This is a genomic window from Paenibacillus artemisiicola, from assembly GCF_017652985.1.
GTDB lineage: Bacteria > Bacillota > Bacilli > Paenibacillales > Paenibacillaceae > Paenibacillus_Z > Paenibacillus_Z artemisiicola.
In genome coordinates this window covers 273,557-285,531 of sequence record NZ_JAGGDJ010000004.1, presented here as the reverse complement: position 1 = coordinate 285,531, position 11,975 = coordinate 273,557, and the positions used below count along the sequence as shown (strand labels likewise).

Here is an 11,975-nt window from a genome sequence, read left to right as displayed (position 1 = left end):
TTCTGTATTTGTAGTCTAAAAGCCGCGCCAGCCGAAAATTGCACAGGGCCTATTGTTTGAATTGCAAACCTAGACTGGCACCACAAGATTCCCGGATGATTAAACGGGGCTCATGGGAAATGTTGATACATTCGGAATCGTTATTGATCGCGCTTATCAAGGTCATGATGGACATGCGTCCCAGGTAACTGTTCTGCTGGTCCAGCGATGTCAGGCGGGGGCAGCTATATTCGCCTGAGGGAAACTGATCGCAGCTGACGACAGAGATATCTTCCGGTACGCGCAGTCCTTTATCAGCGATCGCCCGGATGGCACCTTGCGCTACTGCATCGTTGATGCAAATAATTGCGGTAGGGGTCGTTTCCGGTCGTTCCAGTAGTTTTGCCATGGCTCGATAGCCGTCCGGTGCGTAATAATTACTTAATGAGATCAGGGAAGGGTCAAAGGAAATCGCCAAATTCTTCAACGTCTGCTTAAAGGCAGCCAGTCTGGCTGTGGTAGCACGAATCCCCTCCTCGCCTCCAACAAAGCCTATCCTGCGGCGACCCAGCGCCAGTAGATGATGGATCAGGGCAGATATGCCGCCGCTTAAATTTCGGTTCACGAAGGTACAGCTGCAGTCCGAAACGGACTGTCCCAGAATCACGACCGGAATCTGACCGCCCATACGGTTTAAGGCTTCTTTGTAGGAATCGGAAATGGTATCCCGGTCGATTTCGCCCCCCAAAATCAATACCCCATCCACCTTTTTATCCAGCATCATCTGGAAATAGGTGTTTTCCGGTATGGCATCGGAAACGCCATGGGAAGATCCGCCATAAAAGGTATTGCATAAAAGGATGGAATACCCGAAATCGACTGCGTAGCGCTGGATCTCCAGATACAGTTCGCTAAAGTATGGATTTGTGATATCCGATATGATAACTCCCAGCGTCTGGGTTTGGTTACTGGTCATTGCACGCGCCACGGAGCTTGGCGAAAAGTGGTATTGGTTAATGATGTCAGTAACGCGTGCCTTTGTCTTTGCGGATACAAAAGGACTATTGTTAATGACGCGGGATATGGTGGAAACAGACACCCCGCTCAACTCTGCGATTTTATAAATGGTAAGCTTCTTCTGATCATCCGACATGAAAAAATTCCTCTCTGCCAGCGATATAATATTCTATACAGAAACACCGGCCTATGATATTGTAAACGGTACCAAGATGTCATATTGTGTGTACGATAAGTTTAGAAACAGGGAAAAACAAGAAATTTCCTATATTTTTCTTCATTGTAGATGGGGGAAAATTAAAAGTCAACCTAGAACGAACAATTTTGATACCGGTACCAAAATGAGATACTCCACAGAAATTGTAAATATTTCGCTAGATTGATGTTGACAAAGATAATCGTTTAATTTATAGTTCGGATCAGGAAGTAAAAAATGACAAAAATGATAAATGGAGGTAGTTTTATTTTTTTATTTCATTTTGGTACCGCTACCAAAATGAAATAATAGTAGATTTTCAGCTAAGTAAATCCCCGAAATAAGTTATTGGTACCGATACCAATAGTGAAGATGAGAAAAGGAGAGGCCGCGATGCGAGAGGTCAGGGAGACAAAAAAGACAGCGCAGAACCAGCAGATTAAACAAAAGAAGGGCGGTGTATTCTATGAGCTGAACAGACACAGGACGTTATATGCAATGACGCTTCCGGCGTTGTGCTTTTTCCTGATTTTCAGCTATATTCCCATGATGGGCGTCTATTATGCCTTTGTAGATTATGACTTTGGCAAAGGTATTCTTCACAGTCCGTTTGTGGGACTGAAAAATTTCCGGTATTTCGTTTCCGGCGGATGGGATGCTCCGATCGTTTATTTGACCAAGAATACGATCCTTTATAATTTGGTGTTTATTTTCCTGGGAAATATCATGCAGTGTATGTTTGCCATCATGATTACAACGATCGGCAGACGGTTCTTTAAGCGAGTCACGCAATCTATTATGCTGCTGCCGCACTTTGTTTCCTACGTTATCGTGGGTACGATTGCCTATAACATTTTCAACAGCAACTATGGCGTACTCAATTCGCTGCTGAAGGCTTTGGGCGGGAGCGGGATCAGCGTGTACATGATTGGATGGATATGGCCGTTTATCATCACGTTTTTCTTCCTGTGGAAAGGTACCGGCTTTGGCATGGTGGTTTATCTTGCTGCAATCACGGGCTTTGACCGGGAGATTTATGAAGCAGCAAAAATCGACGGTTGTAACCTATTTAAGGAGATCAGGTACATCACGCTGCCGCTGTTAAAACCAACCTTTATCATGCTGGTACTGTTCAGCCTTGGCGGGATCATGAAAGGACAGTTCGATTTGTTCTATAACCTGATTCAGCGAAACGGACAGTTATTCAGCGTAACGGATGTTCTGGATACTTACATTTACCGAGCGATGACCGTCAATTTCAATCTGGGTACCTCTACGGCGGCAGGCGTTTACCAGTCCGTATTCGGATTTATCCTTGTAGTCACCGTAAACAGGTTCATTCGTAAGACGAGTCCGGAAAATACCTTATTCTAAATAAGGAGCGTTGAGAAAGATGAACAATCATCAACTATCTACCAGTGAATACGGATTAAAAATATTTTTCTATCTGGCACTTTCAATTGTGTCCATTGTCTGCGCACTGCCCTTTATTCTGGTGATTTCCGGTTCGCTTTCAGACAGCGCACAGATATTGCGAAACGGTTACTCCATTCTGCCCAGGGGATTTTCACTGGATGGCTACCGCAGTATTTTCTTGTTTCCGATGCAGATCGCCAAAGCCTACGGTGTCAGTATCTTTGTAACCGGTGCGGGAACCGGCATTGGGCTGGTGGTCATGACCTTCTGCGGTTATGCGATTTCCAGAAGCGAATTAAAATATCGCAATATCATTGCTTTCATGATTTATTTTACGACTCTTTTCTCCGGCGGTCTGGTACCCTGGTATATCGTAGTTACCAAGCTGGGATTTAAGAACAGCATCTGGGCGTTGATTATTCCGTCCATCTGCAGCTCATTCTATATCTTGCTCATTCGTAATTTTATGAAGACGATTCCGGATTCCCTTGTGGAATCTGCAAGACTGGATGGAGCAGGGGAGTTTCGTATCTTGGCAAGAATCGTCGTGCCGATATCAACGCCAATCCTGGCCACCATTGCCTTGTTTCTGGCACTTGCATACTGGAATGATTGGTACCTGGCTTCCCTTTATATTACAAAAGCCGATATGTGGCCTCTACAATACCGGTTATACAACATTCTGAATGCTGCCTCCAAGATGGCGCAGGCCGGAGCGGAAAACTATACCAGCAAAATTCTACCGACGGAGACACAGAAGCTGGCGAACGCGATTGTGGCAACCGGACCGATTATTTTCTTATATCCTTTCCTGCAGAAATACTTTGTCCAAGGTATTACCATCGGAGCGGTAAAAGGATAATGGCTCTTAGATGTTCACGGAAGCGCTCCCATCAAATATAGCGAGAAAGCAGGAGAATTCCAAAGCGGTAGTAAGCAATTACTATATAAACCTACTTTTCATCGGGGCAAGGGACAAGAAGCAGAAACATTTCTTATCAAAAAGAGGAGGAAATTGAGAGATGGGAAAAAGCATGAAGCAATTGACGGTAGGGTTCATCGCAGCGGCGATGGTTCTCGGCAGCACCGCATGCAGCAGTAACGCACCGACAGAAAGTAACGCACCTACAGAAAATAACGCACCGACAGAAAGTACCGGGAGCACGGATTATACGGGTGATTTGCCTTATGTGAAGTTGAAAATGTATGCGATTGCAGACGCACCCAGTAATACGGACCTGGCAAAGCAGTACTGGGACAAGCTCAATGCCAGATTAAAAAAAGAACTTAATACGACGATTGATTACACTTATGCAGCGGGAAACGATTACAAAAACAACTATGCGCTGGCCATCGCTTCAGGTGAAAAATATGACCTGATGCAGGCGGCTCCCGGCTGGTTGGACTACCAAACCTATGCAGCCAAGAACGCATTTAAGCCGCTTGATAATCTGCTGCCGAAGTATGCACCTTACCTGTGGAAGAATATTTCCAAAACGACATGGGATGCAGCGTCCGTCAACGGAAAGATCTACGGCGTTCCCGGTATGGATACAGGCGTAACGGCACCCGCCTTCGTATACAGAGAGGATTTAAGAAAGAAATACAATTTGCCTGAAATCAAGTCCATGGATGATATCGAGACCTATCTGCAGGGGATCAAGGACAAGGAGCCGGGAATCATCCCGAGCGATGATTATCAGAGTCAGGTATATGGTACTTCCTGGATTTACACCACGCCTTATATCGGCATCGATGAAATTCATGACCGACTTTTCAACTTTGTTTATGACCCTAGAAACGGTCAAGTGCTCAGTGTTGTCGAGACACCGGAATTCAAAGAATTCATGAATAAAATGAAGGATTGGGCTGACCGAGGCTTTTGGTCTTCCAGCGTACTTGCCAGCACGAACTGGGGGGTAACGCAGGTGCTGAACGGAGTAGCGGCGGCATCCTTCAACGAACAGCTGCCAGGGTATAACAACCATGCGACGCAGGTAGAGAAGGAACATGGCGCCGAGGGCTGGGAATTGAATTATTTTATGTATTTTGAAGGAAATCCGGACTCCGTTCTTCAAGGCTCCACAACCGGCAATATGACGGCAATCACGGCGAATGCCGAGAATCCCGAGCGTGCATTGATGGTTTTGGATTATATACAGCAGCATGAAGATCTCTGGGATCTCATTACTTACGGTACAGAGGGCGTTAATTACAACCTGACTGCAGATGGAACGATCGATACGTCAAACATTGCAGAAGGTGCATCCTTCAACTATTTCCCGAGCGGTATGTTTGCAAATGCAAACTTCAAGAAGCGCAAAAGCGATGCTTGGGTGAATTACGACACCATGATGGAGAAGATCAATAAAAAGGTGGTACCCGATATTTTTGAAGGCTTTGTACTGGATAAGAGCAGCTTCGAGACGGAGTATACAGCGCTTAATGATGTAAATAGCCAATACGGTTACCCGCTGGAGGCAGGTCTTGTCAAGGATGTGAATAAGGCATACCAGGAATATCTGGATAAATCCAAGGCTGCAGGTCTTGATAAGGTTAGGGCAGAAGTGGAAAAACAGGTCAAAGCTTGGCTTGCATCCAAAAAGTAAAGAAAAGCCTATGAACAGACCCGTCCTTTCCCGCAAGGGAAGGGGCGGGATTAAGAGATCGGATGAGGAAATGCCATGGCCATGAGCGATCGATTTAACTAGGAAATGCATTCGCTCGAACAGGTAAAGGAGCAATAGGATGAAAAAGAATATGCTGATTGTCTGGGATGATTACTATCATCCGGAAGCGAATTACCGGGAAGCGGTAAGAAAAAGCTTCGACGAAAATAAGAAATGGGTTGTGACCAAGACGCATCGAATCAGGGATATCTTATCGATGGCTAGTAGACCGGACCTGTGCATCTATTTTACGGTAGGCTGTCCGCAGGGAGAAGCGGGCTTAAGCCTAGAAGAGCAGGAACATATTAAGGCGATGGTAGAGAGCGGAATGGGGATGCTCTTCATACATGCGGGCTTAGCTTGCATTCAGGATGCTACGCCGTTTTTTGAATTGGCCAAAGGGCGCTTTGCCAGCCATCCGGAACCTCATTACGATGTGTATTGTACGAAGCTCCCGGGTTGCACGCATCCGATCATGGAAGGAATTGCGCCCTTTATGACGGCGGATGAACATTATTTCTGCCGTGTGGATATTGAACGCGTAACCCCATTAATGGTAAGTGTCTCGGATGCAGGCACGGAGATTGCAGGCTGGGCGCATACCGTGGGAACAGGGCGGGTGTGCTGTCTTACGCCAGGCCATAACCATCCGATGCTGATTAAGATGCGGCCGCTGATGGAGAGCGCTGCGGAATGGTGCGCGGGGCTAAAAGGATGAAACAGCTATTAGAGAAGTAAGGCGCGCGGACTGGGCTGCTCGCCAGAGCAAGCACATAACGAAGGAGCGATGCGTCAGTGGGTTCGATGTCAGTGGCGTTAGGATTGTATTCGGTCTACAAGGAGCTCCAGCGCGACGTGGAGTCGACGCTGCGCAGAGTCAAGGCAATCGGCTATGAAGGGGTAGAATTCTATGGCCCGTTCATTCATGAGCCGGAGATGATTAAAGGACTGCTTGAGGAAATCGGACTCGTTAACTGCGGCTGGCATACGGAATGGAAACTGCTGCAGGCAGACACGATCGACGCAACGCTGGACTACCATGCCCGCGCCGGTACGACCACTATTATTATCCCGGCCTTAGGCGGGCCTTGGGAGATTGGACATCAGCAGAGCGAGGATTGCGCGGATGTGTGGGTGCACTATGCATTCCGCATCAATGAACTTGCGAGGTTGGCGGAAGAGCGGAATTTCCGCATCGGCTACCATACGCATGCGCATGAATTTCAGACGCATTTTGGAGAGTCGACGCCGTGGTCGCTTCTTTGCGAACATACGCATTCCAGCATCCTACTGGAGCTGGATACAGGCAATTGCATTGAAGCGGAGGCCGATCCGGCCCAGGCTATCGCAGATCAATCGAGCCGAGTACAGCTTGTGCATTGCAAGCCGTTCTCCCGTAAGCTTGGCCATGAGACATACATTGGCAGCACGAACGATGACAACGATTGGCCGGCTATTCTTGAAGCATGCAGTCGCGCAGGAACCGAATGGCTGATTGTAGAGCACGAGTCGGAGACGGAGTATCCTCAATTCTATGGCGCCGAACGGTGTTATGCCGGATTGTTGGAGCATCTGAGGCAGCTTCAGCCGGCCCAAGACAGCGAAGATTAGCAGAGCATAGATTTGACATGCCGCAGCTGATGAATGAACGCATAAAATCCAAGCGTTGTTCTGCTGTCAATGCATCGGCTTTGTTATTAAACCAGTGGGAGATGTTACTGTGATCCAGGCAAATCGGGCGATTAGATTCATAGGCAAGCAGCAAGCATCGCTTGTGCAGGGCGATTGGGACCCTTCGCCGCTTGCAGCCAATGAAATTATAGGGCGAACGATCGTATCGCTCATCTCGAATGGCTCGGAGATGGGCGCCTATCGGGATTATTCCGGGGGAATGAAGTATCCGGTAGAGACAGGCTATGCCGCCATTCTCGAGGTGCTTGAGGTGGGTGAAGAGGTTACGAATGTGAGCGTAGGCGAGCGTGTGCTCGCATTGTCCCCGCATCAGGCATACAACCGGGCCAAATTCAATGATTACATTCCTGTCCCGGAGGGAATGAAACCGGAGCATGCCGTAATTGGCCGATTCCCGGCAGTCTCGATGACGTCCATGATTCATTCCCGAATCCGCCCCACAGAATCGGTGATGGTAACGGGACTTGGCGTTGTGGGCCTCATGTGCGCGCAGGTGATGCAGCATTGCGGCTATGAGGTCTATGCCTTTGATCCGAACGAGGGACGTAGAGCAACAGCCCGCTCTTGCGGATTACGCCATGTCTATACCTCGCCGGATGAGGTGCCGATGCTGAGAGGAAATGCGGGATTGGCGATGGATTGCTCCGGGAGAGAAGAGGCGGTGTATGCCTTGCTTGCTAACCTGCGCAAGGGCGGAGAACTGTATCTGATCGGCGTGCCGTGGTACCGTTCGACGGACAAATTCGCGCATGATTTGCTGCGCAGCATTTTCTATGGCTATGTACAGGTTAATTCCGGCTGGGAATGGTCCCTTCCGCGGCAGTCTTCGGAGTTCCATCCTAACAGCAATCATGGGAGCATCAGAAAAGCAATGGAATGGATTCGCGACGGGCTGATCCAAGTAGAGAATATCTATGATCTCTACGCGCCAAGCGAATGCGGAGAAGTGTATGCGGGAATTGCTGACGGCACATTGAAGAAACCCTGCATTATTTTTGATTGGCGCTCGGTTTAATACCGGCGTGCGAACGGCTGCTCATCACTATTCCAGGAAGCGAGTGAGACAATGTATACGATAACTAAAAAGCAGGGTATCCATCATGTTTGTCTAAAGACACGGGATATCGCACGCACGGTCAAGTTTTACATAGAAGGCCTTGGAGCGCGCTTTGTCGTGGAATGGGGCAAGGATGGGGCAGAGGATCATGCAGTGCTGGTAGATCTGGGCGATGGCGATATCCTGGAAATCTACGAGACGAAGAAGGATTTTGCCGATGGGATGTGGGAGCATCTCGCAGTTCATACGATGGATATCGAAGAATCGGTGCGCAGAGCCGCAGCGGCTGGAGCCACGCCTCTTGGCGTTCCGCGTCATAGCAATATTCCGACCCGCTCGGGCGAAATCGTCGGCTTGAGCTTCTCCTACGTTCGCGCGCCGGGCGGCGAGCTCGTTGAGTTCATTCAGGATGACCATAAATAATCGGTCTTCGTCGCACCATGATTGGTCTTCAGTTCCTGCGCCAAAAAAGCAAGCGCTATCAGGAGGAACCACGATGGAGAAGTCTGTACTGGCTGTTGATTTGGGAGGAACCAAAATCTTAATCGGGGAGGTTTCGTTGGACGGCGAGGTGCTGGGGAGCAAGGCTTATGCATCGACAGTAGTATCGCAAGCGCAAGCATTCGAGACCATAGCGGCAAGCCTCAGTGATTATATCAAACAGGTTGGACTGCGGCGCGAAGCGGCGGCGATCGGTATCGGCGTAGTAGGACGGGTCAATACGAACGAGGGCATCTGGCTCGAAATCGATCCTTCCAGAAGCCAGCCGATCGAGCTCGCACAGAAGATCGGCGAGCTGTTCGCGATGCCGTGTATAGTCGGCAACGATGTCTACTGTGCAACGCTCGCGGAGCAAAAATGGGGCTGCGGCATCTATTCGGACAATTTTATTTATATGAATATCGGTACTGGGATTGCCGCCCGTTGCGTAGTAAACGGCGAGCCGATTATCGGCCGGCATTTCAATGCGGGCGAGGTTGGGCATCATGTCGTAGATTGTGACAGCGACATTCAATGCATATGCGGAAGGAAGGGCTGTGTCGAGCTGTTGGCTTCCGGACTCGGGATGCACAATCGAATCGTTGCGCTGAAGCCGTCCTATCCCGATTCGGCCATTGTCATCCCGAATGAAGGCCGCGTAGGCGTTGAAGAAATTTATGCTGGCTACGATCACGGTGATCCGCTTTGTATAGAGGTTGTAGATACTGCGCTGCAGGCTGTAGCGGAAACCATTATGAATATGGTCCGCTTCTCCGACCCGGACACGATTGTACTTGGCGGCGGTGTTGTTAGCGGAAGCTGGTTTATCGACAAGCTGCAGCCTCGACTGCAGTCGAAGACGATGCGTTTCGTTATGAACGGCGTGAAGAAGACGGTGATCGACGAGGCCTATATCGGATTAAAGGGCGCTGCATGGTTGGCTATGCGAACGATATCCAAGCTGGAAGCATAAAACGGGGGGAGGACGGAATCATGGCATCGAAAATAGAACGTGAACTTGAACGGTCAAATCTGATTCATAGACCTCTGCAGGTGGACGAGAGTGCGTCGTTGGAAGCGGACAGCTTGAAGAAGGAAGTATTAGACCGAGTAGTCATTCTCGATCAGGCCGTTGGCGGCGATCGGTGGATGCATCGTGGACTCGGAGCGTCAAGCGTGCTTGAAGGCGGTCTGTTGCAGCTGACTTCTCCGTTTGATAGGAATGCATGGCCGGAAGGTTCGCCTAGCGACGGAGATTACAGCACTTACGGGCATGTAGGCGTCTATCGGGAGTTCGATCATGAGAACTGGGAGCATTTCAACCGGATCACTTTCGAAATTTACCCGGAATGCAGCGGGATGTCGAACCCGCATATTAAAGTAGGCATAAAAAATGACGGCACGATCAAAATTCCCGATATTTATCACCGTGAAGGCTCCAATGTCATCAATTTGAAAAACCGCCAGTGGAATGTATGCGCGATGGAAATTCCGGACTTGCCGCGCGACGGGATTATCGAGCTTGAGTTTTGTTATGATATGTACGGCAAAGACCGTGCGACCGGCGATACGATGAATTATCGCATTCGCAACGTCTTCCTGGAAAAGGTAGCCTACCCGAACATATCCAAAGGATGGCAGCCAAGAAGCAAGGATATTATTTTTTCCCATAACGGCTACAGTCTAGAGCAACCTAAAACGATGATTTTGACGGAGCAGCATACATCGTCTTTCACGGTTATCGAGCATGAGACGGGAGAGGAGAAGTTCACCGGTCCCGTTAATCCTATGAGCACCTCAATCGGCAGCTTCTCCGTCGTGGACTTTTCCGCGTTTAAGGAGAAAGGGAAGTATATCGTCCGGGTGGGCGATCTGCTGACAAGACCCTTTGAAATTGGCGGCGCGGCGGACCGATGGGAAGCTTCGATCTGGAAATCGATTAACTTTATTTATTGCGAGCGCTGCGGCTGTCCGGTGCACGGCATTCACGGCAGCTGCCATGAGGATATTCTCGCCCGGCATAACGGCGGAACGATCATTTTCAATGGCGGATGGCATGATGCAGGCGATGTATCCCAGCAACTGGTGCAAACGGCGGAGGTGGCAAGCGCCCTCTACGAGATTGCCCATCAGGTGAAGGAGCGCAACTATCCGCTGTACCTTCGTCTTGTCGAAGAAGGAGAATGGGGGGTGGACTTCATTCTGAAGACCCGATTCGGCGATGGCTACCGAGCTACAAGCGCAGGTATCCGAATCTGGTCGGACGGCATCATGGGCAATATGGACGATATGACGGCCCGCGTGCACAACAACCCGTATGAAAACTTTATCCTCTCCGGCATCGAAGCGCAGATCGCCATGTTCATGGAGGACGGGGATCTACTGAAGGATAAATTAACAGCCTGCGCGAACCAGGATTTCAACTATGCAGTTGAGCAATTCGAGCTCAGAAGCTTTGCGCCGAAGCCTATCTTCTGGGAGCACACCTACATGAGCTCGGAAAGCTTGTTCATGGCGACGGCTTCATGGTCGGCATCGCTCCAATACCAGCTGACAGGCGAGGCTTCCTATGCAATCAAGGCTGTCGAATACTTAGACTATGTTATCGATTCGCAAGAGCTTGCCGGCATTCAAACCGATGACGGCAAGACCGTAGCCGGCTTCTTCTACCGGACGCCGGAGAAGAAGGTCATTCAGCATTTCAACCATCAGGCCAGAGAGCATATGTATTTGCAGGCTTTCAGCGAAATTCTGAAGACGCAGCCTGAGCATGCCAAGCGTGACAGCTGGATGGAATCCGTCCGAAGCTACGGGGAATATATCAAGTTTCTGACTGCCTTTACAGCGCCGTATCCCATGATTTCAAGCGGCATCTACCATGTGGATGAGAATGAGGACCGCGAAAGCTTCGAGCTCCAGCATTTGTTGGTAGGGGAGGAAGCGAAGGCGTGGTATACGGAACAATTGAGGCAGGGCGTCCGTCTGAACGACTGTCATTACTTGAAGCGGTTTCCGGTCTGGTTCTCGTTCAAGGGCAACACGGCGATCGTTCTTTCTACAGGCAAGGCCGCGTCCCTGACAGGTATGCTGCTTGAGGATCAGGAGCTGATCTCGATTGCCGAGAGCCAGCTGCAGTGGGTAGTAGGCAAGAATCCGTTCGGTCAATCGCTGATGTACGGCGAAGGCTATAACTTCGCCCAGCAGTACAGCGTGCTTAGCGGAGAAATCGTAGGTGAAATTCCGGTAGGCGTACAAACCTTTGAGAACGAGGATATTCCATACTGGCCGCAAATGAACAACGCCACCTACAAGGAAGTATGGGTCGGTCTTGCAGGCAAATGGCTGTCTCTGCTCTCCGACTTGTACGCGTACGACAAGCAGAGCGAGGCTTGAGCAAACCATAATATGACATTCTGAACCGGCAGCGAAATCTGCCGGTCAGTCGTGTCGGCAGGAGTAGGTAGGCTGC

The 11,975-nt window shown here is 49.6% G+C and carries 10 protein-coding genes; 9 read left to right on the top strand and 1 reads right to left on the bottom strand.

Annotation, left to right across the window (positions count from 1 at the left end; genetic code table 11):
* Positions 1-49: 49 nt before the first annotated feature.
* The gene (locus I8J29_RS09735) at positions 50-1,132 is read right to left on the bottom strand and encodes a LacI family DNA-binding transcriptional regulator (RefSeq protein ID WP_208847415.1); all 1,083 of its coding nucleotides are present in this window, start codon (positions 1,130-1,132) and stop codon (positions 50-52) included.
* Between the two features lie 453 nt (positions 1,133-1,585).
* Here I8J29_RS09735 and I8J29_RS09730 point away from each other — a divergent pair, with 453 nt between their 5' ends.
* The 9 genes from I8J29_RS09730 (at position 1,586) to I8J29_RS09690 (ending at position 11,899) form a co-directional block, all read left to right on the top strand.
* Complete coding sequence (locus tag I8J29_RS09730) at positions 1,586-2,566, top strand: ABC transporter permease (RefSeq protein WP_208847414.1); 981 nt, start codon at positions 1,586-1,588, stop codon at positions 2,564-2,566.
* Positions 2,567-2,585: 19 nt separating this feature from the next.
* Positions 2,586-3,470: a carbohydrate ABC transporter permease gene (locus I8J29_RS09725; protein WP_208847413.1), complete on the top strand. Its 885-nt coding sequence runs from the start codon at positions 2,586-2,588 to the stop codon at positions 3,468-3,470.
* A 160-nt stretch (positions 3,471-3,630) separates the two neighbouring features.
* Positions 3,631-5,217, top strand: coding sequence for a DUF3502 domain-containing protein (locus I8J29_RS09720; RefSeq protein ID WP_208847412.1), 1,587 nt, complete (start codon positions 3,631-3,633; stop codon positions 5,215-5,217).
* A gap of 139 nt (positions 5,218-5,356) precedes the next feature.
* On the top strand, positions 5,357-5,995 hold the full coding sequence (locus I8J29_RS09715; RefSeq protein WP_208847411.1) for a ThuA domain-containing protein: 639 nt from the start codon (positions 5,357-5,359) through the stop codon (positions 5,993-5,995).
* Between the two features lie 137 nt (positions 5,996-6,132).
* Entirely contained in the window at positions 6,133-6,888 is a 756-nt protein-coding gene (locus tag I8J29_RS09710) for a sugar phosphate isomerase/epimerase family protein (protein ID WP_208847410.1), read from the top strand.
* A 109-nt stretch (positions 6,889-6,997) separates the two neighbouring features.
* Positions 6,998-7,984 carry a zinc-binding dehydrogenase gene (locus tag I8J29_RS34440; RefSeq protein WP_208847409.1) on the top strand — a complete coding sequence of 329 codons (987 nt, stop codon included), beginning with the start codon at positions 6,998-7,000 and terminating at the stop codon, positions 7,982-7,984.
* Between the two features lie 51 nt (positions 7,985-8,035).
* On the top strand, positions 8,036-8,449 hold the full coding sequence (locus I8J29_RS09700) for a VOC family protein (protein ID WP_208847408.1): 414 nt from the start codon (positions 8,036-8,038) through the stop codon (positions 8,447-8,449).
* Positions 8,450-8,522: 73 nt separating this feature from the next.
* The gene (locus I8J29_RS09695; protein WP_208847407.1) at positions 8,523-9,479 is read left to right on the top strand and encodes an ROK family protein; all 957 of its coding nucleotides are present in this window, start codon (positions 8,523-8,525) and stop codon (positions 9,477-9,479) included.
* A 20-nt stretch (positions 9,480-9,499) separates the two neighbouring features.
* Positions 9,500-11,899 (top strand): glycoside hydrolase family 9 protein, encoded by a 2,400-nt coding sequence (locus I8J29_RS09690; RefSeq protein WP_208847406.1) that lies wholly within the window; start codon positions 9,500-9,502, stop codon positions 11,897-11,899.
* Positions 11,900-11,975 lie beyond the last annotated feature (76 nt).

Bases quoted from the DNA above. Each gene is read 5' to 3' on its own strand.
- I8J29_RS09730 (WP_208847414.1), top strand. From the start codon at position 1,586: ATGCGAGAGGTCAGGGAGACAAAAAAGACAGCGCAGAACCAGCAGATT.
- I8J29_RS09725 (WP_208847413.1), top strand. From the start codon at position 2,586: ATGAACAATCATCAACTATCTACCAGTGAATACGGATTAAAAATATTT.
- I8J29_RS09715 (WP_208847411.1), top strand. From the start codon at position 5,357: ATGAAAAAGAATATGCTGATTGTCTGGGATGATTACTATCATCCGGAA.
- I8J29_RS09720 (WP_208847412.1), top strand. From the start codon at position 3,631: ATGGGAAAAAGCATGAAGCAATTGACGGTAGGGTTCATCGCAGCGGCG.
- I8J29_RS09695 (WP_208847407.1), top strand. From the start codon at position 8,523: ATGGAGAAGTCTGTACTGGCTGTTGATTTGGGAGGAACCAAAATCTTA.
- I8J29_RS09690 (WP_208847406.1), top strand. From the start codon at position 9,500: ATGGCATCGAAAATAGAACGTGAACTTGAACGGTCAAATCTGATTCAT.
- I8J29_RS09735 (WP_208847415.1), bottom strand. From the start codon at position 1,132: ATGTCGGATGATCAGAAGAAGCTTACCATTTATAAAATCGCAGAGTTG.
- I8J29_RS09700 (WP_208847408.1), top strand. From the start codon at position 8,036: ATGTATACGATAACTAAAAAGCAGGGTATCCATCATGTTTGTCTAAAG.